This is a genomic window from Coprococcus sp. BIOML-A2 (assembly GCF_009875795.1).
GTDB lineage: Bacteria > Bacillota > Clostridia > Lachnospirales > Lachnospiraceae > Coprococcus > Coprococcus aceti.
On sequence record NZ_WWSI01000001.1, the window covers coordinates 634,084 to 659,302 of the forward strand.

22 protein-coding genes and 2 tRNA genes are annotated in these 25,219 nt (G+C 38.2%); 9 read left to right on the forward strand and 15 right to left on the reverse strand.

The features are described from left to right. Positions 1-49 precede the first annotated feature (49 nt). The 5 genes from gyrB to dnaA form a co-directional block, all read right to left on the reverse strand. The gene (gene gyrB / locus GT575_RS02895) at positions 50-1,969 is read right to left on the reverse strand and encodes a DNA topoisomerase (ATP-hydrolyzing) subunit B (protein WP_015534431.1); all 1,920 of its coding nucleotides are present in this window, start codon (positions 1,967-1,969) and stop codon (positions 50-52) included. A 2-nt stretch (positions 1,970-1,971) separates the two neighbouring features. Then, positions 1,972-3,072, reverse strand: a complete 1,101-nt coding sequence (gene recF / locus GT575_RS02900; RefSeq protein ID WP_161171449.1) for a DNA replication/repair protein RecF — start codon at positions 3,070-3,072, stop codon at positions 1,972-1,974. A gap of 32 nt (positions 3,073-3,104) precedes the next feature. Continuing rightward, on the reverse strand, positions 3,105-3,314 hold the full coding sequence (locus tag GT575_RS02905) for an RNA-binding S4 domain-containing protein (RefSeq protein ID WP_161171450.1): 210 nt from the start codon (positions 3,312-3,314) through the stop codon (positions 3,105-3,107). Positions 3,315-3,328: 14 nt separating this feature from the next. Then, positions 3,329-4,435 (reverse strand): DNA polymerase III subunit beta, encoded by a 1,107-nt coding sequence (dnaN, locus tag GT575_RS02910; RefSeq protein WP_022217382.1) that lies wholly within the window; start codon positions 4,433-4,435, stop codon positions 3,329-3,331. Between the two features lie 398 nt (positions 4,436-4,833). Beyond that, entirely contained in the window at positions 4,834-6,201 is a 1,368-nt protein-coding gene (gene dnaA, locus GT575_RS02915) for a chromosomal replication initiator protein DnaA (RefSeq protein WP_022217383.1), read from the reverse strand. A 671-nt stretch (positions 6,202-6,872) separates the two neighbouring features. Between dnaA and rpmH the strand changes: the two genes are divergently transcribed. From rpmH to rsmG, 8 genes are all read left to right on the forward strand, one after another. Beyond that, positions 6,873-7,007, forward strand: a complete 135-nt coding sequence (gene rpmH / locus GT575_RS02920) for a 50S ribosomal protein L34 (protein WP_004852723.1) — start codon at positions 6,873-6,875, stop codon at positions 7,005-7,007. Positions 7,008-7,084: 77 nt separating this feature from the next. Next, positions 7,085-7,426, forward strand: coding sequence for a ribonuclease P protein component (gene rnpA / locus GT575_RS02925; protein WP_022217384.1), 342 nt, complete (start codon positions 7,085-7,087; stop codon positions 7,424-7,426). A 4-nt stretch (positions 7,427-7,430) separates the two neighbouring features. Further along, positions 7,431-7,643, forward strand: coding sequence for a membrane protein insertion efficiency factor YidD (gene yidD / locus GT575_RS02930; RefSeq protein WP_022217385.1), 213 nt, complete (start codon positions 7,431-7,433; stop codon positions 7,641-7,643). A gap of 11 nt (positions 7,644-7,654) precedes the next feature. Then, on the forward strand, positions 7,655-8,989 hold the full coding sequence (locus GT575_RS02935) for a YidC/Oxa1 family membrane protein insertase (protein WP_161171451.1): 1,335 nt from the start codon (positions 7,655-7,657) through the stop codon (positions 8,987-8,989). Further along, a complete protein-coding gene (gene jag, locus GT575_RS02940) occupies positions 8,989-9,615 on the forward strand; it encodes an RNA-binding cell elongation regulator Jag/EloR (RefSeq protein WP_161171452.1) in 627 nt (208 codons plus the stop codon). The genes GT575_RS02935 and jag overlap by 1 nt, the downstream gene beginning before the upstream one ends. 183 nt (positions 9,616-9,798) lie before the next feature. Next, the gene (mnmE, locus tag GT575_RS02945) at positions 9,799-11,178 is read left to right on the forward strand and encodes a tRNA uridine-5-carboxymethylaminomethyl(34) synthesis GTPase MnmE (protein ID WP_117549928.1); all 1,380 of its coding nucleotides are present in this window, start codon (positions 9,799-9,801) and stop codon (positions 11,176-11,178) included. A gap of 37 nt (positions 11,179-11,215) precedes the next feature. After that, complete coding sequence (mnmG, locus tag GT575_RS02950; protein ID WP_022217389.1) at positions 11,216-13,096, forward strand: tRNA uridine-5-carboxymethylaminomethyl(34) synthesis enzyme MnmG; 1,881 nt, start codon at positions 11,216-11,218, stop codon at positions 13,094-13,096. A gap of 45 nt (positions 13,097-13,141) precedes the next feature. Next, positions 13,142-13,849 (forward strand): 16S rRNA (guanine(527)-N(7))-methyltransferase RsmG, encoded by a 708-nt coding sequence (rsmG, locus tag GT575_RS02955; RefSeq protein ID WP_015534426.1) that lies wholly within the window; start codon positions 13,142-13,144, stop codon positions 13,847-13,849. 35 nt (positions 13,850-13,884) lie between these two features. On the opposite strand, the gene GT575_RS02960 is transcribed toward rsmG, so the two are convergent. The 10 genes from GT575_RS02960 to trmB form a co-directional block, all read right to left on the reverse strand. Beyond that, a complete protein-coding gene (locus GT575_RS02960) occupies positions 13,885-14,847 on the reverse strand; it encodes a 3'-5' exonuclease (RefSeq protein ID WP_022217390.1) in 963 nt (320 codons plus the stop codon). Positions 14,848-14,885: 38 nt separating this feature from the next. Further along, positions 14,886-14,959, reverse strand: a tRNA-Arg gene (locus GT575_RS02965). Between the two features lie 37 nt (positions 14,960-14,996). Beyond that, positions 14,997-15,869, reverse strand: a complete 873-nt coding sequence (locus tag GT575_RS02970; protein ID WP_015534425.1) for a DUF3881 family protein — start codon at positions 15,867-15,869, stop codon at positions 14,997-14,999. Positions 15,870-15,907: 38 nt separating this feature from the next. Next, positions 15,908-17,200 (reverse strand): serine--tRNA ligase, encoded by a 1,293-nt coding sequence (gene serS, locus GT575_RS02975; protein ID WP_055145972.1) that lies wholly within the window; start codon positions 17,198-17,200, stop codon positions 15,908-15,910. 256 nt (positions 17,201-17,456) lie between these two features. Continuing rightward, positions 17,457-17,987, reverse strand: a complete 531-nt coding sequence (locus GT575_RS02980; protein ID WP_022217392.1) for a DUF4446 family protein — start codon at positions 17,985-17,987, stop codon at positions 17,457-17,459. Between the two features lie 49 nt (positions 17,988-18,036). Next, entirely contained in the window at positions 18,037-19,005 is a 969-nt protein-coding gene (locus tag GT575_RS02985) for a ParB/RepB/Spo0J family partition protein (protein ID WP_055272019.1), read from the reverse strand. 12 nt (positions 19,006-19,017) lie between these two features. Next, the gene (locus GT575_RS02990; protein ID WP_161171453.1) at positions 19,018-19,788 is read right to left on the reverse strand and encodes a ParA family protein; all 771 of its coding nucleotides are present in this window, start codon (positions 19,786-19,788) and stop codon (positions 19,018-19,020) included. A 1,395-nt stretch (positions 19,789-21,183) separates the two neighbouring features. Beyond that, entirely contained in the window at positions 21,184-22,875 is a 1,692-nt protein-coding gene (gene argS / locus GT575_RS02995) for an arginine--tRNA ligase (RefSeq protein WP_118757905.1), read from the reverse strand. Between the two features lie 138 nt (positions 22,876-23,013). Continuing rightward, positions 23,014-24,144 (reverse strand): sensor histidine kinase, encoded by a 1,131-nt coding sequence (locus tag GT575_RS03000; protein WP_055145981.1) that lies wholly within the window; start codon positions 24,142-24,144, stop codon positions 23,014-23,016. 83 nt (positions 24,145-24,227) lie between these two features. Beyond that, positions 24,228-24,875: a tRNA (guanosine(46)-N7)-methyltransferase TrmB gene (gene trmB / locus GT575_RS03005; protein ID WP_015534422.1), complete on the reverse strand. Its 648-nt coding sequence runs from the start codon at positions 24,873-24,875 to the stop codon at positions 24,228-24,230. Positions 24,876-25,114: 239 nt separating this feature from the next. Here trmB and GT575_RS03010 point away from each other — a divergent pair. Next, positions 25,115-25,187 (forward strand) — tRNA-Lys (locus GT575_RS03010). Positions 25,188-25,219: the final 32 nt, after the last annotated feature.

The following is a 25,219-nucleotide window of genomic DNA, read 5'->3' on the forward strand; positions in this document are numbered from 1 at the left end:
CTTTCTCTCGATATTGGTTATGTTCTATCACATTTATTTAATCAATATACTATATATCGAGATTCTTTACATACTTGGCATTTGTCTCTATAAACTCACGACGTGGTTCAACCTTATCTCCCATGAGTACATTGAATGTCATATCGATTTCTGACTCATCGTCATCATCAATTGCCACTCTGAGAAGAATTCGTTTTTCTGGATCCATGGTTGTCTCCCAGAGCTGTTCTGCATCCATCTCTCCAAGTCCCTTGTATCGCTGTATCTTGTTGTTCTGATCTCTTCCGACTTCATCAAGTATACTGTTCAGCTCATCATCACTGTACGCATACCATACCTTCTTGTTCTTCTCCAGCTTGTAAAGTGGTGGCTGTGCCAGATATACATGTCCCTTTCTAATAAGATCAGGCATGAATCTGTAGAAGAATGTGAGGAGAAGAGTTGCTATATGAGCTCCATCCACATCGGCATCGGTCATGATGATGATCTTGTTATATCTAAGCTTCTCTATATTGAAGTTCTCATGGATACCTGTTCCAAATGCGGTGATCATGGCTTTGATCTCTTCATTTCCAAGGATTCTGTCTATTCTTGCCTTCTCAACATTAAGGATCTTACCTCTGAGTGGAAGTATGGCCTGTGTTGCTCTTGATCTCGCTGTCTTAGCTGAACCACCGGCGGAATCTCCCTCGACTATGTAGATCTCACAGTTCTTTGGATCCTTGTCTGAACAATCCGCAAGCTTTCCAGGAAGTGCCATGTTGTCTGAAAGATTTGCCTTTCTTGCAACATCCCTTGCCTTTCTTGCAGCTATTCTGGCTCTCTGTGCAACAGCCGCTTTATTCACAATTATCTTAGCAATCTGCGGATTCTGCTCAAGATAATATGTAAGCTGCTCAGTTACAACACTCTCAACTGCAGGTCTTGCCTCTGAATTACCAAGCTTCTGCTTTGTCTGACCCTCGAACTGAGGATCACTTATCTTGATAGATACAATGGCTGCAAGTCCCTCTCTCAGATCATCACCCGAGAGATTGTCATCCTTCTCCTTGATAATATTATTCTTTCTTGCATAATCATTGAACACCTTTGTTATGGCTGACTTAAATCCTGTCAGATGTGTTCCACCCTCAGGTGTGTTGATGTTATTTACAAAGCTGTATGTGGATTCATTGTATGAATCATTGTGCTGAAGTGCCACCTCAACACTTATTCCATCTCTGACTCCCTCACAGTAGATTACCTCATTGTACAGAGGATCTCTGTGTCTGTTCAGATATGTTACAAACTCCTTTATACCACCCTCATAGTGGAATGATCTTACCTTCTCAGGAATAAGTCTCTTATCTGTAAGACTTATCTTCAGGCCCTTTGTAAGGAATGCCATCTCACGAAGTCTGTTTCTCAGTATATCGTAATCGTATATGTTATCTTCAAATATTGTATGATCCGGCAGGAATGTAACCTTTGTTCCTGATACTCCCTCAGGTGCTTCACCTATAACCTGAAGCTTGTACATAACCTTGCCCTTCTCATATCTCTGCTTGTACACCTTGCCATCTCTGGTAATCTCGACTTCAAGCCATGTTGAAAGTGCATTTACAACTGATGCTCCAACACCGTGAAGTCCTCCGGATACCTTATATCCTCCACCGCCGAACTTTCCGCCGGCATGAAGTATGGTAAATACCACCTCAACAGCAGGTATTCCCTGCTTTTTATGTATTCCAACAGGAATTCCTCGTCCATCATCCACTACAGTGATGGAGTTATCCTCATTTATATACACCTGAATGTGGGTACAATATCCTGCCAGAGCCTCATCTACAGAATTATCAACTATCTCGTATACAAGATGGTGAAGTCCAGTGGAGGATGTACTTCCTATGTACATACCAGGTCTCTTTCTGACTGCTTCCAGTCCCTCCAGAACCTGTATCTGTTCAGCTCCATAATTATCATTTTCCATTGTCATACTTCCTCCGTTCTTACTCTGGTGGCCGTTCCCTCTACCACGCTATAAACATTGTTGATTATTACCTGCTCTTTAACAAAATCATCATATCCCGTACAGGTTATGATAGTCTGTATATCTTTTATCTCTTCTATCAATGCATCACGTCTGCTGGTGTCCAGCTCGCTCATGACATCGTCCAGAAGCAATATCGGATTATCATTGATTATCCTTTTTACAAGTTTTATCTCCGCCATCTTGAGTGACAGGGCAACTGTTCTCTGCTGTCCCTGTGAACCATATTTTCTGGCGTCTATTCCATTTATGAGAAAACTTATATCATCTCTGTGTGGACCAGACTGTGTACTTGAATATCTGATATCCATCTCAGTCTTTTCCTGAAGTGTCTCATCGAATTTATCTTCATCGACATTGCACTCATACACTATCTCCAGCTTTTCCTTGCCCGATGTGAGATGACTGTGGATCTCCCCAATTATCTCATTCATCATGTCGATAAAATTTCTTCTCTCTTTTATTATCCTCGACCCATAGTCCACAAGCTGCATATTCCACACATCCAGTGTATCTATGAGACTTCTGTTATGATAAATCTGCTTTAACAGATTATTTCGCTGATTGAGTATCCTGTTATATGATGCCAGATTCTGATAATACAATCTGCTTATCTGACACAATTCAAGATCCATGAACCTTCTCCTCTCGGCTGGTCCATTTTTAATGATAGTCAGATCTTCAGGTGAAAAGAATATGACATTGAGAAGACCATATAATTCCGTGGCCCTCCTTATGGGTATGCCATCGATCGCCACTCCCTTATTTTTGCTCTTTCGAAGATGCATATCTATCTTGTGCGATATGTCTTTCTTGTTGACAAATAATCTTATATGGCTCTCATCTTCACCTATCTTTATGATATCTTTATCCTGCGTATTTTTTCTGTGTGACTTCGTAGTCGCTGCCATGTATATGGATTCAAGTATATTTGTCTTGCCCTGGGCGTTATCGCCGTACAGGATATTCGTATTTTTTCCAAATTCTACTTTCACATTACTGTAATTTCTGTAATTACTCAGCTCTATCGACTCTATATACATAACCTTCACCATCTGCAAGATGGCGACCACAATTATTTCTGAATACTTATCTTATCACCATCAAATTCTACTTCATCACCATCATAAAGCTTTCTTCCACGTCTGGTCTCTATCTCACCGTTAACCACAACCAGTCCCTGAACTATGACCTCCTTTGCTTCAACTCCTGACTCCACCAGACCGGCAGCCTTAAGCGCCTGTCCAAGCTTTATGAACTCATCTCTTAACTTGATTATCTCCATATTCTCACCCCTTCTTACTCTTCGTTGATTCCCATAGGAAGGATAAGGTAGATATATGTCTCTGCATCATCCTTGATAACACATGGAGATTTTGTATTGTTGAAATAAATAGTTACATTCTCATCGTCAATTACTCTGAGTGCATCTATTATAAGCTTTGGATTAAATCCAATGACAAGATTGTTACCTTCCTTCTCGATATCTATCTCCTCATTCAAAGAACCGATGAGAGAACTGATCTTGAGACCGAGCGTTCTGTCATCAATGCTGAGTCTGATAGGCTTCTTGTCTGAATCCTTTATAAGAAGAGTTGCTCTGTCCAAACTGTCAAGGAACTCTCTCTTGTTTATCTTCATCTTGATCTGATAATCAACTGAGAGCATGTGGCTTATTCTGAAATACTCGCCCTCTATCAGTCTTGAAACAACCTTTGTATTGTCAAACTCAAATAATATATTGTTGTCAGTGAAATAAATATTTACAGGATCATCAACTCCACCGTTCATGATCTTACTTATGTCGCTGAGGGATTTTCCTGGAACTACAACCTTAATGTCTGAATTATCTCCCTTGAGCTCTATATATCTGATGGATATTCTGTGTCCATCCAGAGAAACCACGCTGAGCTTATTGTTTGATACCTCAAATAACTCACCGGTCATAAGCTTATTGTTCTCATTATCTGATATAGAGAATATTGTCTGATTGATAACCTCTCTCAGCGCAAACTGAGATATGGTTATGAACTTATCCTTTGATACAACAGGAAGATTGGAGAAATCCTCTCCTGACTTTCCAGGTATGTTGAACTCAAGTCTCTCACACTTGATAAGTGTCTTGCTGTCCTTATCACTCTCTATAGTTATGTCGCTGTCAGGAAGCTTTCTTATGAAATCTGAGAAAAGCTTTGCCTCGAGTGCAACCTTTCCGTCCTCTATAACAGTACCGTCAACATAACTTTCTATTCCTATCTCCATGTCATTAGCTGTGAGCTTAATAACACCGCCTGCAGCTTCAACCAGGATACAAGACAGTATCGGATGGGTCGTCTTGTTGGAGACAGCCTTTGATACGATATTTATACCCTGAAGTAAGTTAGATTTTCTTATGGAAATTTTCATTTTAAGTGTGATCTCCTTTCATGTCCAAATATAATGATCATCAAAATATGATATGTGTGTATAACTTCAAATAACAACAAACAGTGCGAGCGCTTAACTATAAATATATTAAGATAATTAGTAGTATCAGTAGTAGTGCTTTTGATAATGTTGAAAGTGTATCAAGCCCTTACAAATCAAGGCTTAGAGAATTATGTGTCCATGTTACTAATCAATTTTAACCTGTTCATAAACTGACCATTTACCAACATGGCAAAATCCTGTTCATCAGGAGTAAGAACAATTCTCAAACACATAACAACATGTAACAAACATCAAATAACAATATACAATCAAGTTATGTTTGTAAGGTTATAAACAAATAAGTGAGTTTATAAGATAAAAATGTGGATAACTTGCTATTTTTGTGGATTAAGCTTCTTGATTATGACGTCAACCATCTCAGCAAATTCCGGATCCTTCTCAATCTTATCTTCAACCTTCTGTATATTGCTGTGCACGGTGGAGTGATCCTTTCCTCCAAATGCATCTCCTATACTCTTCAGACCCTTGTCCGTGTACTTTCTGCACAGGTACATGGATATCTGACGGGCAGTGGCTATATCCTGGCTTCTCTTCGTGGATACAATGTCACTGACTGATATATTAGTATGTTCTGAAACCGTGTTGATAATGAGCTCAGGTGTTATGGTAACCTTGGAATCCTTGGATATGAAATCCTTGAGGACGTTCTTGGCAAGTTCCTCAGTGATCTTGATATCTCCGAGCTCTGAATATACGCTGAGCTTGTTGAGCGCACCCTCAAGCTCACGTACGTTGTAGGTTATATTGTTGGCAATATACTCAAATATCTCCTCGCTGATGATATCGGTAAGTCCCTTTATCTCAGCCTTGTTCTTGAGGATAGCCATACGTGTCTCATAATCAGGAGCGTGGATGTCGATAGGAACACCCCACTCAAATCTTGATCTGAATCTCTCATCCAGAGTCTTGATCTCCTTTGGTGGCTTATCCGACGACAGGATTATCTGCTTACCTTCGTCATGAAGAGCGTTGAAGGTGTCAAAGAATTCCTGCTGCGTACTTGCCTTACCAATCAGGTACTGGATATCATCGATCAGAAGAACATCCACTGTTCTGTATTTGTTTCTGAATTCTTCAGTTTTATTCTTGGAGATTGCTTCTATGATCTCATTCGTGAATTTGTTCGATGGCACATAGAGAACCTTCATATTACTATTGTGCTGGAGTATATAGTGGGCTATGGACTGCATAAGATGAGTCTTGCCCAGTCCTGATCCTCCATACAGGAAAAGCGGATTGAACTTGTCCTGTCCAGGTGAATCGGCAACTGCCAGACATGTTGCGTGAGCGTGCTTGTTACTCTCACCAACAATAAAGTTCTCAAATGTGTAGTCAGGTCTGAGATTGCTCTTGGCAATGGCATCGTTGTAGTCCTCTGAATATGTAGGGGACTTTTCATCCTTTCTCATCTGACTCTCGAGTGTGAATATAACCTGAATTGAATCGTCCTGAAAGAGCTCTCTGAGAACTGTTTCAAGATATATATCAAATAATTTTCTCTTGAGAAATTCTACGCCTCTCTGTCCGTAATCCTCGTCCAGAGTGAAATAGACCTTGTTATCCTCAACTGAATATATCTTGAGAGGTTCGATCCATGTATGGATCATGATATGGGAAATTCCATGTTCATTTTCAAGTATATTCAAAATGTCATTCCACTTGGCTAATATTAAGTCCTTCATCGTAAAAAACCTTCCTCAAAAAAATAATTCTTCCTATTATTAATAACACTATTACATTTTATAATAAATGCACCCCTATTTCAAGCATATTAAGGTCAAAAACAAGATAAATTGCCTTTATTTTGATTTTACATGCTTATACGGTTAGGTACACGTATTTGGGGGTAAAATCAAAATAAACGAGAATAAGGGGCAAAAAATGAAAAAGTTAATAAAAAATCTTATTTGTGTATAATCCACATGGAATGTTGATAACTTTGTTACATAAGTTTCATAATAATTATTATTTTCAAACTTATGTAAATATAAAAAAATGACTGTTTTATATTTGTGAACATCACAAACAGCGATAAATACTGGGTTTTTTAGAATTAAACCCACAAAAGTAAAAAGTTATCAACAAGTTACCAACAAATTGTGGATAACATTATGTAAAGCGACTGGTAACAAAAATTAAATGCTTACAAAAATGTGATTAATCTATGAAACCACAACATTTTGTGATTAATATTAATGTATCCACCTAATTAATCCAGAACGATTCGTCACCTTTATCAAATAGTGGCTGAAATCCTTATAAAATATAGGAAAAACGGCAAAAAAGGCTTGACTCACATTACCTATTTATTTATAATAGGCAAGTAAATTTGTAAAGAAGGAGGTGTTTTGTAATGAAGATGACATTCCAGCCTAAGAAGAGACAGAGATCTAAGGTTCATGGCTTTAGAAAGAGAATGAGTACTGCTAATGGCAGAAAGGTACTGGCCGCTAGAAGAGCTAAGGGAAGAAAGAAATTATCAGCGTAAGGTCACATGGTTGTGACCTTTTTTTATAGGGTCACAGCAACAGTTTTTCTAATAATCAAAGTTTCGGTGGTTACACAATGAGTAAGATGATTACATTAAAAAACAGCAGAGAGTTTGGCAGTGTGTACAGCACAAAGAATTCGGTAGCCAATAAATATTTAGTTATGTATCTGAGAAGCAACGGCTTGGATTACAACAGACTCGGAATCTCTGTTAGTAAGAAAGTTGGTAACAGTGTGGTAAGACACAGGGTAACCAGATTGATTAGAGAAGCTTACCGATTAAACAGAGCAAATATTGATGTTGGCTATGACATAGTGATAGTAGCCAGACCGTCATCAAAGGACAAGAAATGTCAGGACATTGAGAGTGCTTTGATGCATTTGTGTGGGTTAAAGAAGATAAGCCACATAGGGTAAAAAAATGAAAAAAATATTTATTGGTTTAATCAAATTTTACAGGAAGTATTTGTCACCGCTTAAGGGACATGCTACCTGCAAGTATTTTCCTACTTGTTCGCAGTATGCAATTGAGGCTATCGAAAAGTATGGAGTTTTAAAAGGTGGTCTCCTTGCAGTATGGAGGATACTTAGATGCAATCCTTTTTCAAAAGGAGGATATGATCCAGTTCCATAAAGGAGAAAATTATGTTTCTAACTAGAGAAGATGGTATGATACTCGGACCAGTTTGTTGGGTTCTCGGTAAGATATTCAACTGGATATATATGTTCGTTGGATTTATCGGAAATCATATGGGAATCACATATGTCAATTTAAGCGTGTGTGTTATATTGTTCACATTTGTACTGAGAGGTGCACTGTTCCCATTATATTTCAAACAGCAGAGATCTACCAAGATCATGAGTTTCATCCAGCCTGAAATTGCCAAGGCAACAAAGAAATATAAAGGCAAGACTGATCAGGACTCAATGATGAAGCAGCAGCAGGAAACTCAGAAGATCCAGAAAAAATATGGTGTCAGCATGGCATCAGGATGTCTGACTTCGCTTATACAGCTGCCTATATTCTATGGTCTGTACAGGGTTATCCAGAACATACCTGCGTATGTTCCTTCAATGACCAAGAAGTACAGCGAGATCGTGGACATATTGAGTACAAAGACTGATTATATCAAAGCTATAAGTGATGTAGCCGGAGAGTCAAAGGTCAGCACTGTGACAATGGCTCTTAAGCAGATGGGAGATGATCCTACAAGAAACCAGATCATTGATGTTCTTGACAAGTTTGCCAAGAGCGACTGGGATAAATTGATAAGTAATCTTGATCTTGCAGGCAATGCTACTCTCACAAGCTATGTTGACCAGTTCCACAACATGAATCAGTTCCTGTTTGGACTGAATATTGCAGATGCACCGGGATGGAAGCTTTCAATAGCTTTGGTGGTTCCTATCGTTTCTGCTCTCCTGCAGTTCTTACAGACAAAGATATCCATGAAGTCATCACAGAATAACAACATGGATAGCAATCAGCAGACAGCCAACAACATGATGAAGGGTATGATGTACTACATGCCTATCATGTCACTTATATTCTGTATAACTCTTCCTATAGCTATCGGTCTTTACTGGATAGTTGGTTCTGTTATTATGATAATATCTCAGCTTATAGTTGATGCTTATTATAATCATCAGGACAAGGATGAGCTGCTTGCAAAATGTGCCGAGAAGGCTGCCAAGAAGCAGGCAAAGAAGAAGAAACCTGACAAGAAATCTTTCTATGAGAGAATGATGGATGCTCAGAATGGTAACGTTCCAACAGAGAACAGTCAGTCAGAGAATATAAATAAGATGGCTTCTTCAAGACTTAAGAGTTATGTTAATCCTGCACATTCAGTGAATGTTGACAGTGATGATGTAACCCGCAGAGAAAATGTAAACTATAAACCAGGCAGTATAGGAGCTAAGGCGAATATAATGCTTAAGTACCAGAACAATAGCAACGATAAGGGAGGAAATAAATAATGGAATTCTTAGAATTCAAAGGTAAGACCAAAGATGAAGCCCTTATGCAGGCCAGTGTTGAACTTGGAGTCCCTAGTACAGATCTTGAGTATGAAGTTATCAGCGAAGAGACAAAGGGATTTCTTGGTATAGGTTCAAAGCCTTGTATCATAAAGGCAAGAAAAAAGAAGACATTACTGGACGATGTTAAGGAGTACCTTGACAGCCTGTTCAAGGCTATGGATATCCAGACAGAGATCCAGATGGATTTTGATGAGGAAGAGAATGTTCTGTCTATCAATCTTGAGGGACCAGAGATGGGAATTTTGATTGGAAAGCGTGGACAGACTCTAGATGCTCTTCAGTATATTATAACACTTGCTATCAATAAGAAGAGCGAGTCACGTATCAGAGTTAAGCTTGATACAGAGAACTACAGAGCAAGAAGAAAAGAGACACTTGAGAATCTTGCCAAGAATATAGCATTCAAGGTTAAGAGATCAAAGAGATCATTTGCTCTTGAGCCAATGAATCCTTATGAGAGAAGAATAATCCATGCTACTCTTCAGAACGACAAGTATGTAGCAACCAGAAGCGAGGGCGAGGAGCCATATCGTAAGGTTATTGTATATCTCAAGAAGAAATAATAGTCACGCTGATGCGTGTAAAGATCATCGCAATATTTTATGGTGACAGGAAAGAGATCATTTGAGAAAATGGTCTCTTTTTTGTTGCAGTTTAGTCTTTTTATATGGAAAATGAATTGGTAATGTTGTACACTACATAGATAGGTTGTTTAATCACGGTGAAAGGAAAAGTGTAAGACAGATATGTTCAAGGAAGATACCATTGCAGCTATAACCACCGGTATGAGTAATGCCGGAGTTGGAATAATAAGGATCAGCGGAGACAGGGCATGTGAGATAACAGACATGTTGTTCCGCGCTGCAAATAAAAACAAAAAAGCGGTAAATATGAAATCTTACACTGCTGCATTTGGTGGTGTGTATGAGGATGACAGAATGATAGATGAGGCTATACTTCTGGTCATGAAGGCTCCCCATACGTACACATGTGAGGATGTGTGTGAACTTCAGTGTCACGGAGGCATAGTAGTTCTCCGAAAGATACTTGATCTGGTAATAAAATGTGGTGCAAGGGCAGCCGAACCTGGAGAATTTACAAAGAGAGCATTCCTCGGTGGAAGGATAGATCTGTCACAGGCAGAATCCGTCATGGATATAATAAATGCAAAGAATGACTTTGCAGCCAGAACATCTGTGGAGCAGCTTCAGGGAAGACTTAGGGATAAGATCATTGATATGAGAGAACAGATTCTGTACAATGTGGCGTTTATTGAATCTGCTTTGGATGATCCTGAACACTATAGTCTGGATGGTTTTCCACAAAAGTTAGAAATAATTGTGGATAACCTTGTAGATAGTGTGGATAACCTTTTGACAACATTTGACAATGGAAAAGTGTTGTCTGAGGGAATAAATACGGTTATTGTTGGTAAACCGAATGCGGGTAAGTCTTCGCTGATGAATATGTTTGTGGGCGAAGAAAGGGCGATTGTAACAGATATGGCCGGCACAACCAGGGATACGCTCAGTGAAGTGATAAATGTAAGAGGTATAACTCTGAACATAGTTGACACTGCGGGAATAAGAGATACAGATGATGTAGTTGAGAAGATAGGTGTGGATAAGGCATTAGAGTCTGTGGATAAAGCTGATCTTGTGCTCTATGTGGTAGACAGTTCAATTGACCTGGATGAGAACGATCACAGGATCATGTCCAGAATACAGGATAAGAATGTTGTTGTGATACTCAACAAATCTGATCTGGAAAAGAAGATAGACGAATCGGATATTAAGAAATATATAGATGCAGATATAATTCAGTTGTCAGCACTGACCGGTGATGGCAGTGAAGAATTGTATGAGCTTCTGAACAGGATGTTTTTTGAGGGTACACTGACATATAATGATCAGCTTTATATCACTAATACCCGACACAAAAATGAACTTGTGTGCACCAAAAATGCACTGTTAAAGGTTAAAGAAAGCATAGATATGGGAATGGAGGAAGACTTTTTTTCCATTGATCTCATGGATGCGTATGAACATCTCGGTTTGATAATAGGTGAAACTGCCAGAGATGATCTGGCTGATAAGATATTTAAGGAATTCTGTATGGGAAAATAGATTGCAGGATATAAGGTACTGGAAGGAGGACATTTGTATGCCTGTTTTGAATGAAGAATATGATGTGGTAGTTGTGGGGGCAGGACATGCAGGATGTGAGGCAGCTCTTGCAAGTGCAAGACTTGGTCTGAATACTATTATTTTTACGGTGAGTATGGACAGTGTGGCCATGATGCCATGTAATCCGAATGTAGGAGGAAGCTCTAAGGGACATCTGGTAAGGGAAATAGATGCACTTGGCGGAGAGATGGGCAAGAATATAGACAAGACGTATATTCAGTCAAAGATGCTTAATGCGTCTAAGGGTCCGGCGGTTCACTCTCTTCGTGCCCAGGCAGACAAGGCAAATTATTCCAGAACCATGAAGCACACCCTTGAGAATACGGATAATCTCACATTGAGACAGGCAGAGGTGTCGGAAATTATTATCGAGGATAATGTGGTTAAGGGTGTAAAGACATATTCGGGAGCAACTTATTTTGCAAAGGCTGTGGTTCTGTGTACAGGAACATACCTCAAGGCGAGATGTATATACGGAGATGTCGTATATCACACCGGACCTAATGGACTTATGGCAGCTAATTATTTGTCAGATTCCATGAAGAATGCAGGGATAGAGATAAGAAGATTCAAGACGGGAACCCCTGCCAGACTGGATAAAAGAACGATAGATTTTTCTCAGATGGAGGAACAGAAGGGCGATGAGAAGATAGTTCCATTCTCATTTACAAATACTGAGGCGGATATAAGACGTGATCAAATATCATGCTGGCTCTGTTACACAAATGAGAAGACACATGAGATAATCAGAGATAATATAGACAGATCACCTCTGTTTTCAGGCGTGATCGAGGGTACAGGACCAAGATACTGCCCTTCCATTGAGGATAAGGTTACGAAATTCCCTGATAAGACCAGACATCAGATATTTATTGAGCCTGAGGGTGAATATACGAATGAGATGTATATGGGTGGAATGAGCAGCTCTCTTCCTGAGGATGTTCAGTATGAGATGATACACAGCATGAAGGGACTGGAGAATGCAAAGATAATAAGGAATGCTTATGCCATCGAGTATGATTGTATAAATGCCATTAACTTAAAACCTTCTCTGGAGTTTAAGAGTGTATCAGGACTTTTTGGTGCCGGCCAGATAAATGGAAGTTCAGGATATGAGGAGGCTGCAGCCCAGGGTATAATGGCAGGAATCAATGCTGCCAGAAAAGTACAGGGCAAGGAAGCGGTGGTTCTTGACAGATCACAGGCATATATAGGAGTTCTTATAGATGATCTTGTCACAAAAGAGACATCGGAGCCATACAGAATGATGACATCCAGAGCTGAGTACAGACTTCTTCTCAGACAGGATAACGCTGATCTGAGGCTCACGGAGATTGGACATGAGATCGGTCTTATAGATGACAAGAGATATGCTGCATTTACAAAGAAGAGACAACAGATAATGGATGAGATACAGAGACTTGAGAGCACCATGGTTGGAGCAAATTCAACCATACAGAAGTTTCTTGAGAATCTTGGAAGTACAGGACTTAAGACTGCTGCATCTCTTGCAGAACTTATAAGAAGACCGGAACTGTCATATGAGGCGATTGATCCAATAGATGAGGGAAGAACCAAACTTCCGGATGATGTTATAGAACAGATAAATATAACCATAAAATATCAGGGATATATAGACAGACAGAATCAGCAGGTAAATCAGTTTAAGAAGCTGGAGAAGAAAAAGCTGCCGGCAGATATTGACTATAATGATATATCAAATCTCAGAATCGAGGCCAGACAGAAGCTGTCTCTCATCAGACCTGAAAATATTGGACAGGCGTCAAGAATATCAGGAGTTTCTCCGGCTGATATATCAGTATTGCTGGTGTATCTCAAGATGAAGGGTAGAGACTAAACTGGTATAGAAGTTATTCAGAATAATTTGTTGAAGGAGAACAATATGGACAGATTAAATTCCATAACAAAACAGTTTGGTCTGGAATTGAGTGATAAGCAGATAGAACAATTTTCAAAATATTATGATATTCTGGTTGAGTGGAATAAGGTAATGAATCTTACAGCCATAACTGAGAAGGAAGATGTAATAATAAAGCATTTTGCTGACAGTCTGCTTCTTTCAAAGTATAAAGATCTTCATGAGAATATTGACGTTATAGATGTTGGTACAGGTGCAGGATTTCCGGGAATTCCTCTGAAGATTGCTTTTCCAGAGCTGAATATAACACTTATGGATTCGTTGAATAAGAGATTAAAGTTCCTCGATGAAGTTATAGATGAACTTGGACTGCAGGATATCCACACTGTTCATTCAAGAGCAGAGGATGGAGGCAGAGATGAGATGCATAGAGAAAAATATGATCTGGCTGTATCCAGGGCAGTTGCCAATCTTGCAACTCTGTCGGAATGGTGTATTCCATTTGTCAAGCCGGGTGGATATTTTGTATCTTATAAGTCAAATGCTTTGCCGGAAGAGATGCGGGATGGAAAGAAAGCAATCAGGATTCTTGGGGGACAGGTCGAGAACATATTTAATACGAATATACCGGAGACCAATAACCAGAGAAGCTTTGTGTTTGTAAAGAAGATTGCAAATACAGACAACAAGTACCCGAGAAAAGCGGGAGCTGCTAAAAAGCCAATAGCATAAAAAAATAAAACAGCCTTAAATGGCTGTTTTATTTTTTAGTTTGAAGATTTCATATGTCTTTTTTCTTTTCTTTTTTCACGAATATCTTCCTGTTTTTGTTTAATTGCCTCTATACCCTGTTTGTCGATAGGTTTTATTGTCTTGTGAACATAATAGTTATTGTTTACAGATTTGAATTTTATCTTGCCACAAAAATAACCATGCATCCAGCATTTTCCAACACACATGTACGATGATGGACTATTTGCAAACCAGTCAATATGTGTCTTGACCTTCTTGCTGCATTTGTAACAACGAATCTGAGTTACTTTTTCATCGTCCAGTGCTGCATGTTTATTTCTGAAACCCCTTGAGATATATTCGTACTGGTTATTATGAGATACTTCAATCTCTTCTTCTTTATTCTTAGGTGTTATATAGAGATCAAAGCTGTAAAGCTGATTTATATTCTTGGCTTTCATCTCTTTCATAACAAGTGCGGTGTATCTTGCATCGTTGAGAGCTGTGTGAAATGGTTCATTTTCCGGAATATTCATCTCACTGACCGCTTTTTCAAGTTTACTCATACTCTGAGGTATTCCTGAGGTATTCGTAACGCTTGCATATATACTTTGGAGATTCAGAAACTTAAGTGGCCTAGGAAGCTTGTCCATATAATAAAAGTCCATATTAGTCTGAAGCTCTGTGAGGTCCATAGGTCCCCATGTGCAGAATATGTAATCTTTTCCACACCAGTCAAGAAATTCTGAACAGACTTCCTTGAATCCTCTTCCGAGACTCAGGTCATCCTCATCATAGTTCAGAATTGTTCTGATCTTTGAATGTAATTTCTTATAAATTTTTGGTTTGATAAGACTTGAGTATTCGTCAATGATGTTGAGATTCTTATCTACCTTAACGGCACCAATCTCTATAATTTCAAAAGGCATACGTGGATGTTCACCCATATGCCCATTGTAGCTTTGATTCCATTCAAGATCCATAACAATATAATTCATAGTCATGTCCCTTTAGAAAATTTATTAGTGAAAAATAGTGCACCTGACGGGATTCGAACCCACGACCTTCCGCTTAGGAGGCGGACGCTCTATCCTGCTGAGCTACAGATGCACATCAATTATAAGTGTAACATTTATAGAGTTTATAGTCAAGGATTAACTATATGCCCCTGAAGCCACACATCACCCTTGAATCTTCTTCCCGGAGCAGGTTCACCCAGAAGATGGTTTTTGTTGATCGCTACGGTAAATGTCAGATCATTGCTTTCTACATCAATCAGATATATCGATTCATTTGTATAGCTGTTGGTTGTCTCGATATATGATGTGATAGTTCCTATAACTGCGTAGTGATCAGTCTCAATACCGACAGGCATGAAGCTTGATTTCACTATGGACAGAACATCCTCTTTGTGAGTCCTTCTTCCAATGGTGTTATAGGTGTCCATATCTTCAAGAGTAAGACTTTCTATTGCGTCCGGATCACCCTTCTTTGCAGCCTCGATGAGTTTACTTCTCTTTGCATTGCCGTAGGATGTATTTTTATCACTGTGATCATCCACATCAAGAATAATCATACCATTTACTGACAGACCGGAAAAATACGCCTTTGAAAAGTACTTGTTTGATCTGTTCATCCACAATGATTTTTCATAGTCTGCTATGTTGGTTATGAAGAAAATAAGAGTCATTCCAAGACTGAAATCACTGCTAACACCGGCATATGCTCTCTTGTCAGAATATTTCTCAACGTATATATTTTCGTCATCGGTCAAAAGCTTTGATGTGACGTAAGGAAAATAATACTCAATGGATATTGAGCCATCCTTTGACATTTCACCTACAAGCGATATTCCAAATCTCTCCCCAAAGTCTTTGCTGAATTGTACAAGACAGGTGTCAGCACTTATAGTTGATATAAATTTCCTGTCAGGCGATTCAAGGATCTGCCTGTATATAGGTTCAAGCTGCTGTCTGTTTTTTATGTTAGTAAAGCCTATAGATGGAAGAAAACTATGCATTCCGACACCTCCCTTGTTGTATGTTTTTATTTATATTATTACTTTCCTGTCTTCTCAAGATACTCTTTTCCACCCATGTATGGACGAAGCTTCTCTGGAATTCTGACTCTTCCGTCAGCCTGGAGATTGTTCTCAAGGAAAGCGATAAGCATTCTTGGTGGAGCAACAACTGTATTGTTGAGTGTATGAGCGAGATACTTCTTGCCATCCTCGCCCTTTACTCTGATCTGAAGTCTTCTTGCCTGTGCATCGCCAAGGTTTGAACAGCTTCCAACCTCGAAGTATTTCTTCTGACGAGGTGACCATGCCTCAACATCTACAGACTTAACCTTGAGATCTGCAAGATCTCCAGAACAACACTCAAGTGTTCTTACAGGGATATCCATTGATCTGAAGAGATCAACTGTGTTCTGCCACAGCTTGTCAAACCACATCTTGCTGTCCTCAGGCTTACATACAACGATCATTTCCTGCTTCTCAAACTGATGGATTCTGTATACACCTCTCTCCTCAATTCCGTGAGCACCCTTCTCTTTTCTGAAGCAAGGTGAGTAGCTTGTAAGAGTCTTTGGAAGCTCATCCTCAGGAATGATAGTGTCGATGAACTTACCGATCATTGAGTGCTCTGAAGTTCCGATGAGATACAGATCCTCACCCTCAATCTTATACATCATGGCATCCATCTCAGCAAAGCTCATAACACCTGTGACAACGTTGCTTCTGATCATGAAAGGTGGAATACAATATGTGAATCCTCTGTCTATCATAAAATCTCTTGCGTATGAGATAATAGCAGAGTGAAGTCTTGCTATGTCGCCCATGAGATAGTAGAAGCCGTTTCCTGCAACTTTTCTTGCTGAATCGAGGTCAATTCCTCCAAGTGCCTCCATGATATCTGCATGATAAGGAATCTCAAAGTCAGGAACAACAGGCTCACCATACTTCTGAACCTCTACATTCTCTGAGTCATCCTTTCCTATAGGAACTGATGGATCAATGATGTTAGGAATTATCATCATGATCTTCTTAACCTTCTCCTTGAGCTCAGGCTCTAAAGCTTCAAGCTCCTTGAGTCTTGCTGATGTCTCAGCAACCTGCTTCTTAACTTCCTCAGCCTCTTCCTTCTTTCCCTGAGCCATAAGAGCACCAATCTGCTTTGCTATTGCATTCTTGTTTGCTCTGAGTGTATCAGCTTCCTGCTGAGCAGCACGAGCCTGTTTGTCAAGCTCTATTACTTCATCGACAAGTGGAAGTTTGTCATTCTGGAATTTATTCTTTATATTCTGTTTTACTACGTCTGGGTTTTCTCTTAAGAATTTAATATCAATCATGATATCCTCCTATTAAATATATAAATTTATTTGAAAATACATTATAATAATGTAGCTACATAATATATTTTCATGTTTTTGTTTCTTTTTATTTTCTTGTTTATTTTATAAATCTTGTTCTTATCGTTTTAGCGATTTTACGTTTTATACGCTTTTGCATTTTATATACTTTTGTGCTTTATACGCTTTTCTATTTTATGTGTTTCATACACATTTGTACGTTGCATGTTTTGTATAATATTTTTTTGAAATATGGTTATTTTAGTTTGTTTTCAGCTATTTCATCCTCGAGGGTTTTAGCTCGTTCAATAGCCTCTTTTTCCTCTTCTGACAGTGCAACATATGCTTCACCACCTATGATCTCTTTTGCATAGTTAAAACAGCCTTCTCTGGTATGCATACAGTTGAGTACGACACCATTGTTCTCTGTATCCAGAAGAGCAAGTGCAAAACTTAGATTACCACCCATTCCTTCAAATGCATTATACTTTACAAGACCAATTTTACTGACACATGCTGAAAGATGACTCTGTATTTCCTTATGTTCCTTTGTGAGTCGCTTGGAATTGTTTTTTACAGCATCCATCTCAGCGAATCTTTTCATGATAATATCTTCAAGATCACCTGCCTGAGTTCCGCTCAACAGCCTTTTTATCTGTTTGTTTCTATTTTTAATATTGCCCATCAATATGAATAATAGTACAAACAAGGCTATTATGAGAACCAGCATACCAATTAGTATGTAGGCAGGATCAATACCTATTTTTTGTAATATGGAACTTTCCATTATAATATTGTCCTTCCTTGATTGTGCATATGTATGATGCAGATGGTTACTACATCATTTCTTTATTGATTGAGTAAAGCATCTCTGTTATTCGGTCAAGCTCGTCCTGAGAATAGTAGTTTATCTCAATTTTGCCTTTGTCGTTATTAGATGCCTTTATAGCTATCTTTGCACCTAAAATTGACTTTAATTTGTTCTCTATATCAGAATAGAAGACGGATAAATCCTTTTGAGGCTTCTGTTTTTCCTCTTTTTCCGGTTTTTTCTCCAGAATTGCCTTTACATATGCCTCTGTTTCTCTAACACTGAGCTTCTGATCGTATACAATTGCAGCCGTTTCGTACTGTAATTTGGGATCTTCTATAGGAATAAGTGCTCTGGCATGTCCTGTTGATATCATATTATACATGACCATCTGTCTTACATCCTCGCAAAGCTTCAGAAGTCGGAGAGAATTGGTTATGGTTGATCTGCTTTTTGATACTCTCTCTGCAACTTCTTCCTGCTTGAGATTATATTCCGATATAAGAGATTCATAAGCCTCAGCTTCTTCAATTGGATTCAGATCTTCTCTCTGAATATTCTCTATAAGAGAAATCTCCATTATTTCTTTGTCAGTATAATCACGTATAACTACAGGAACTTCCTTTATTCCTGCCATTCTGGCAGCTCTCCAACGTCTTTCACCTGCAATTATCTCATAATAATCGCCTTTTTTAGTGACAATCAGAGGCTCAAGAACACCATATTTCTTAATGGAATCAGATAATTCCTGTAATGCCTCTTCATCAAACTGCTTTCTTGGCTGTGACTTATTTGGCTCAATGAGATTGATTTTAATCTTCTGTTCAACCTCTTTTACAACTTCCTTCACAACCTCTTTGGTTACTGTTTTTACCTCTTTACTTGTGTTTTCAGAGGAGTTTTGCTGATTATTTCTACTTCGGGACGGCTTTGAAGCCTCTGAAGTGCCTAAAAGGTCGTTCAAACCTCTTCCTAAACCTTTTTTCTGTGCCATATTAGCCCTCCATTATCTATAGTAGTCATTTTCTATAACTTCATCTGCCAACATCATATAATGCTCAGCTCCGGCTGATCTTGGATCATACTCAATTATTGGCATTCCGTAACTTGGCGCTTCAGCAAGTCTGACATTTCTCGGTATAACTGTGTTGTATATGTGCTGTTTGAGGTTTTCTTTTACATTTTCAACAACCTGAACTGATAAATTGGTTCTTGAGTCAAACATTGTAAATACAACACCTTCTATAGTAAGAAGTCTGTTCAGATTTTTTCTTATCAGTTCAATAGTGTATACCAACTGTGAGAGACCATCCAGTGCGAAAAATTCACATTGAATAGGTACAAGTACCGTATTTGCTGCTGTAAGAGCATTTACAGTAAGCATTCCAAGTGCAGGAGGACAATCAATGATAACGTAATCAAATTTGTTCTTTACCTTCTTGATATGTGTCTTAAGAATGTGCTGCATATCCTCCATTCCGACAAATTCAACCTCAGCACCTGCCAGTTCTCTGTTGGCAGGAATGAGATTAAGACCAGGATATACGTTTATGAGCATACATTCTCCTATGTTGCACTCATTTCTCAACATATCATAGACTGTGTATTCAAGAGAATCCCTGTCTACACCTAATCCACTTGTCATATTGCCCTGTGGATCCATATCAACGGCCAGAACCTTTTTACCCTTTGTTGCCAGACATGCGGCAAGGTTTATGGCTGTTGTTGTCTTGCCAACGCCACCTTTCTGGTTAGCAATCGCTATAATTCTGCCCATTTTGTCTCCTTTTCATTCAAAAAAAGAATGTTTCACGTGAAACATTGTTGTTTGCTTATTTAATATAGATAAAATATGATGATATTTTATGTTATAAATAGTGCTTGTCTATTATAGCACTTATAAAGTGCTAATTCTACAAAATACAGAAAAAATATGATGTTTAATAAAATGTTTCACGTGAAACATTCTATTATCTAATGAATGGATAATATCGTATACAAAGTGGCAATTAAACTGTGTAAAATCTGATAAATAGTGGGTGCATGTTTTGTATTCGTTATATGGGTAAAGTTTCACGTGAAACATTTTATAATTGAATTAATGGTTAAAAAGGTAAGTAAAGTATTGACTATGCTTGAAAGTTCTGGAAATTCTTTGAAAAATCAGAATAATAGACAAGAAAGTACAATTATTATATGTGGATTACTTAGACATATAAATATTATATGTAATGATGAAAATGTTTCACGTGAAACATGAATATTATCAAATAAATCAGAAAAGTAGTTCATGGAGTGATAATTGAGTTGTAAAATACTTTGTAATAATGTAAATGAATAATAAGGTAAATGAATAATAAGGTAGCAGAAACAACAAACAAGATGTAAAAGATTTATAAGTGTAGAAAACAAATGTATGCGATATCTGAAGTTTGAGTTGAAATACGTTTATCATAAAGTTTCACGTGAAACATTCAAATATATATAATATTAAAGCAAAATTAAATATACAAATGATCTATTTATTGAAATTATTTAAATCACCATATAATTTATTATTTAACAGCTTTAAAGATTCTGTATTCATAAAAACGCAATGTAGAATATAGAAGTATATAAAGGAATATAACAGAAGAGATTATATAATACGTAATATGGTTAGAAATATGATTTTGTTATTGTAATAAACAATTTCTTCACAAAGAAAACTGTAAAACTTAGAAAAACAAGAGAAGAATACCTAAAAATATTCAGATATAAGAAAAAAATACCTGAAGTAAAGATATTCAGAACAAAATTATCTAGGATAATAATTTCGAAACAATGATGTCTGGAAAATAGTGTTTAGAAGACAATATTCAGAATGAAATATTCAGAATGAAATATTCAGAATGGAATCTTCAGAATGGAATCTTCAGAACGATAATACTCAGAACGATAATACTCAGAACAATAATATCCAGAACAATGACAGCCAGATGAAAATATTCAGAACAGAAATATCATTAGTAATATTATTTAGAGAAAAGTATCAAAAACAATAATATCTATGACAATATAATTTAAAATGGTTCCTGGAGATATATGAGAAAAAGAGAATGTTTCACGTGAAACATTCTCTTTTTCTTTAACCAGGTTATATGGTCATATATTAATATAGAAGAAACACTGATTACATTGCCTCTGGAGCTTCGATTCCAAGTAGGTTAAGTGCCTCAGATATTGTATTCTTAGTGAGATATGTGAGCATAACTCTTGCATTCTTGAGCTCAACATCATCTACATTGATTCTTGTTGAGTTATAGAACTTGTTAAATGCCTGAGCAACATCAACTGCATATCTTGCTACAACAGATGGCTCATACTTATCAGCAGCATCCTTGATCACAGATGGGAATCTGTTGATCTCTTTTAATAACTCTATGGCATCCTGCTCTGTAATGAGACTGTAGTTAACCGGTTTTGATGGATCGAATGACTCAGCAAGTCTTACAACGCTGCAGCATCTTGCATGTGTATACTGAACATAAGGACCTGTCTCACCATCAAAGTTGAGAACCTTATCCCAGCTAAATGATACATCCTTGATTCTCTGGTTATATAAGTCATTGAAAAGAACAGCACCAACACCAACTTTCTTGGCTACATCCTCCTTGTTTGGAAGATTTGGGCTCTTTTCGGTGATTATCTCAAGACTCTTTGCAATGGCATCCTTCAGAATATCCTCTGCGTATATGATATTACCGCTTCTGGTAGAAAGCTTTGCTCCCTCAAGACTTACAAGACCATAAGGAATGTGAACAAGCTGATCCTTTGCCCATTCGTTTCCAAGAAGCTCAACTACCTTGAATACCTGTGCAAAATGAAGTTTCTGCTCCTGACCGGTTACATATAAGCACTTTGAGAAGTGATATGTGTCTTTTCTATAGAATATAGCAGCAAGATCTCTTGTTGCGTATATTGAGCTTCCGTCTTTCTTGGTTATGATACATGGAGCCATATCGTAATCTGAGAGATCAACGATCATAGCACCTTCGCTCTCCTTCAGAAGACCGGCAGCCTTAACCTTGTCCACAACAGCCTGGCACTTGTCTCTATAGAAACTCTCTCCAAGATAGTAGTCGAAATCCATTCCGAGGAGGTTGTATGTTCTCTTGTATTCAACAAGACTTATATCCTTGAACCACTGCCATATGCTGAGTGCTTCCTCGTCTCCATTTTCCATCTTGTTGAACCATGCTCTTGCCTCGTCAACAAGCTCTGGATTCTTGTCAGCCTCTTCATGGAACTTCACATACAGCTTCATGAGCTCTGAGATTCCATCCTTCTCAACAGCTTCCTTTGAACCCCATGCCTTGTAAGCTACGATAAGCTTACCAAACTGTGTGCCCCAATCGCCAAGGTGATTTATTCTTACAACATTGTATCCAAGCTTGGAATGAATCTTGTAAAGAGAGTTACCGATTATTGTAGTTCTGAGATGGCCAACATGGAAATTCTTTGCAACATTAGGAGATGAGTAGTCAATACATATGGTCTGTCCCTCGCCTATATCGGATTTGCCGAAGTCATCTGTGTTGGCTGCCTCTATCATTGTCTTTACAAATACATCTTTCTTGATATAGAAGTTCAGGTATGCACCTGCTACATCGATCTTCTCGATGAAATCTACATCTCCTATGGCTTCCTTTATATCGGCTGCAATCATATTTGGGGCTTTTCTGAGCACCTTTGCCAGTCTGAAGCAAGGAAATGCAAAATCACCCATATCAGGGCGTGGGGGGATCTCGATTGAAGCCATGATATCTGACATTTCGATTCCTTCTACGTTATTTGAGATAAGCTGTGCAATTTTTTCTTTCATGATAATGTTCCTTTTATGTTTATTTTATTCGAAATATATATGTGTTGATAAAACAACATATACACAATATAACACTTTGCTACTTTAAGATATCCAACCTGTAAACTAAGTAATATATGTCTTTCAACAGATACGTTATTATTCAAGTGGAATAGTAAATCTTACATTTGTTCCGGTTTTTGAATCTCCATCGATCTTCAGAGTTCCATTTAACAGATATATGATCTCCTTGATTCTGTGGAGACTGCTGTACCATGGACTGTTGGTATCATAATTGTTGTCTATACCCACGCCATTGTCGTTGATATATACATCTATGAGCTTACTGCTCAGATATATCTTGATTGAGACCTTGTTGGCATTTGAATGAACAAATATGTTGTCCATAATATCTTTAGTTATTGATAAAAGATATGTAGCTACAATACCTGGAATATTCATGGCATAATCAGCACAGTTGATGTCGTATGATATGCCACATTCAGGATGTTCATCCCTGTAACCCTGGAAAAGTTTCTCAAGATGATTCCATACAGGCTCTTCGCTGTCTGATTCTCCAGAGAGAGAATTGGCAAGTTCATCTACATGGTCGGCAAGTTTTGCCGTTGATGAGGTGAGCTCTTCGAGTGTGACCTTAGCTCTGTTGATATCTGATCTTATAAGCCAGGACAGTACATCCAGCTTGTGTGAATTGGAGTCAAGAACATCTGTGATGTCGGATTGAATCCTGTCCGCAAGCTGTTTTTTCTCATATTGGTACAATCTGAGGATATTTTTTCCGTGATCCGCTGCTGTCAGGGAATCAGTATCTGGTCCGTCTGTTTCTGTTGTATCTTCATTATTAATAGTAGATACTTCCTCAGTCACCTCCGTCAGAAGATCATCTATATGTCTGTTGGAGGTGGATAGATCAGTTATACGCTTCTTAAGCAATGCGGTTTCTTCTTCGTCCTCTTTGATCTGAAGATGAAGAGTCTGCTGCATATCCTGAAGCTCCTTTAACTGAAGCTCTATCTGAGTAGCCTTTTCCTGCTGTGAGGTGGTGTCTACTGAGAATGGTGAAAATACATTGTGACCAGTGCTTGTCTTGAAGGAGTATACATCTAATGTCTTTATAAGCTGGTCTATCTTTGCCTTGAGTTCAAAATCTTCAGTTTTGAGTGACTGAACCTGCTCAAGCTTGCTGATATATGAATCATTGAAGAAATTCAACAGATCCTGATTGGTCTTGCGCACCAATTTGAGACTTTCTATAGAAGATGTATCCATGATGAAACTCCTTTCCATAAATTTGCTGTAATCTTCATTGTAGTATACCAAAAACTGTGTGTCAACAAATGCAAAATCAACGTTTATTTCTTTTCTCTGTATGCGACGAGTCTGTTGATAGGTGTTCCCATTGCTGAGAATTTGGTCTCATACTCGGTCATGATGTTGCCTTCGTTGTATTCTGAATTGTGAAGGTCATATGTGTAGTTCTCAAGGATCCATCCTGCCTCGGGAACCTGTTCCAGAGAGAAATCAAAAAGACCTCTGTTATCAGTCTTAAATATAACTCTTCCCTCAGGGGCGAGGAGCTGATCATACAGACCAAGAAAATGTGTAGATGTGAGACGTCTCTTGGCATGCCTGTCCTTTGGCCATGGGTCCGAGAAATTGAGATATATTCTATCTACTTCATTTGTATCGAATACGTCAGTTATATATTCGGCATCCATTCTTATAAAGTAGAGATTAGTCATCTCAGGTTCAAGCTCTCTTTTCTCAAGGGCACGCACCAGGACACTTGAATACTTCTCTATGCCTATGTAATTGATATCAGGATTGCGTCTTGCAAGCTCCATGATAAACTGTCCCTTGCCCATGCCTATCTCAATATGTATAGGGTTATCGTTGTCAAATAACTCATGCCAATGCCCCTTCATGCCTGTTTCATTGTGCACTACATAGTCATTTGCTGCGATAGTCTCTCTTGATCCTTTTACATTTCTCAGTCTCATAGTAATCTCCATCTATTTATTGTAAAAATCTTCTTTTTATTGAAAAAGTCATACCTTATAATAATAACATAGGCGAAAATGATATTCAAACAATATATATAACTGGTAATTTTGGTATGGGATAGGAGCAGAGTAATACCGAACAAATAAAAATGAAAAAAGTTGAAAAAAACACTTGCATTATAAAAAGAACTAATGTATACTCTAATCTGTTGTGACGAACACAACATAATAAATACGGGCCGCTAGCTCATTTGGTAGAGCACCTGACTCTTAATCAGGGTGTGCGGGGTTCGAGCCCCCGGCGGCCCACTACAAGGTGGATTGACTGCAATATAATTGTG

What these genes read in the sequence shown, in the direction of transcription:
- gyrB (WP_015534431.1), bottom strand. Translation starts at nt 1,969, where the DNA reads ATGGAAAATGATAATTATGGAGCTGAACAGATACAGGTTCTGGAGGGA.
- recF (WP_161171449.1), bottom strand. Translation starts at nt 3,072, where the DNA reads ATGTATATAGAGTCGATAGAGCTGAGTAATTACAGAAATTACAGTAAT.
- GT575_RS02905 (WP_161171450.1), bottom strand. Translation starts at nt 3,314, where the DNA reads ATGGAGATAATCAAGTTAAGAGATGAGTTCATAAAGCTTGGACAGGCG.
- dnaN (WP_022217382.1), bottom strand. Translation starts at nt 4,435, where the DNA reads ATGAAAATTTCCATAAGAAAATCTAACTTACTTCAGGGTATAAATATC.
- dnaA (WP_022217383.1), bottom strand. Translation starts at nt 6,201, where the DNA reads ATGAAGGACTTAATATTAGCCAAGTGGAATGACATTTTGAATATACTT.
- rpmH (WP_004852723.1), top strand. Translation starts at nt 6,873, where the DNA reads ATGAAGATGACATTCCAGCCTAAGAAGAGACAGAGATCTAAGGTTCAT.
- rnpA (WP_022217384.1), top strand. Translation starts at nt 7,085, where the DNA reads ATGAGTAAGATGATTACATTAAAAAACAGCAGAGAGTTTGGCAGTGTG.
- yidD (WP_022217385.1), top strand. Translation starts at nt 7,431, where the DNA reads ATGAAAAAAATATTTATTGGTTTAATCAAATTTTACAGGAAGTATTTG.
- GT575_RS02935 (WP_161171451.1), top strand. Translation starts at nt 7,655, where the DNA reads ATGTTTCTAACTAGAGAAGATGGTATGATACTCGGACCAGTTTGTTGG.
- jag (WP_161171452.1), top strand. Translation starts at nt 8,989, where the DNA reads ATGGAATTCTTAGAATTCAAAGGTAAGACCAAAGATGAAGCCCTTATG.
- mnmE (WP_117549928.1), top strand. Translation starts at nt 9,799, where the DNA reads ATGTTCAAGGAAGATACCATTGCAGCTATAACCACCGGTATGAGTAAT.
- mnmG (WP_022217389.1), top strand. Translation starts at nt 11,216, where the DNA reads ATGCCTGTTTTGAATGAAGAATATGATGTGGTAGTTGTGGGGGCAGGA.
- rsmG (WP_015534426.1), top strand. Translation starts at nt 13,142, where the DNA reads ATGGACAGATTAAATTCCATAACAAAACAGTTTGGTCTGGAATTGAGT.
- GT575_RS02960 (WP_022217390.1), bottom strand. Translation starts at nt 14,847, where the DNA reads ATGAATTATATTGTTATGGATCTTGAATGGAATCAAAGCTACAATGGG.
- GT575_RS02970 (WP_015534425.1), bottom strand. Translation starts at nt 15,869, where the DNA reads ATGCATAGTTTTCTTCCATCTATAGGCTTTACTAACATAAAAAACAGA.
- serS (WP_055145972.1), bottom strand. Translation starts at nt 17,200, where the DNA reads ATGATTGATATTAAATTCTTAAGAGAAAACCCAGACGTAGTAAAACAG.
- GT575_RS02980 (WP_022217392.1), bottom strand. Translation starts at nt 17,987, where the DNA reads ATGGAAAGTTCCATATTACAAAAAATAGGTATTGATCCTGCCTACATA.
- GT575_RS02985 (WP_055272019.1), bottom strand. Translation starts at nt 19,005, where the DNA reads ATGGCACAGAAAAAAGGTTTAGGAAGAGGTTTGAACGACCTTTTAGGC.
- GT575_RS02990 (WP_161171453.1), bottom strand. Translation starts at nt 19,788, where the DNA reads ATGGGCAGAATTATAGCGATTGCTAACCAGAAAGGTGGCGTTGGCAAG.
- argS (WP_118757905.1), bottom strand. Translation starts at nt 22,875, where the DNA reads ATGAAAGAAAAAATTGCACAGCTTATCTCAAATAACGTAGAAGGAATC.
- GT575_RS03000 (WP_055145981.1), bottom strand. Translation starts at nt 24,144, where the DNA reads ATGGATACATCTTCTATAGAAAGTCTCAAATTGGTGCGCAAGACCAAT.
- trmB (WP_015534422.1), bottom strand. Translation starts at nt 24,875, where the DNA reads ATGAGACTGAGAAATGTAAAAGGATCAAGAGAGACTATCGCAGCAAAT.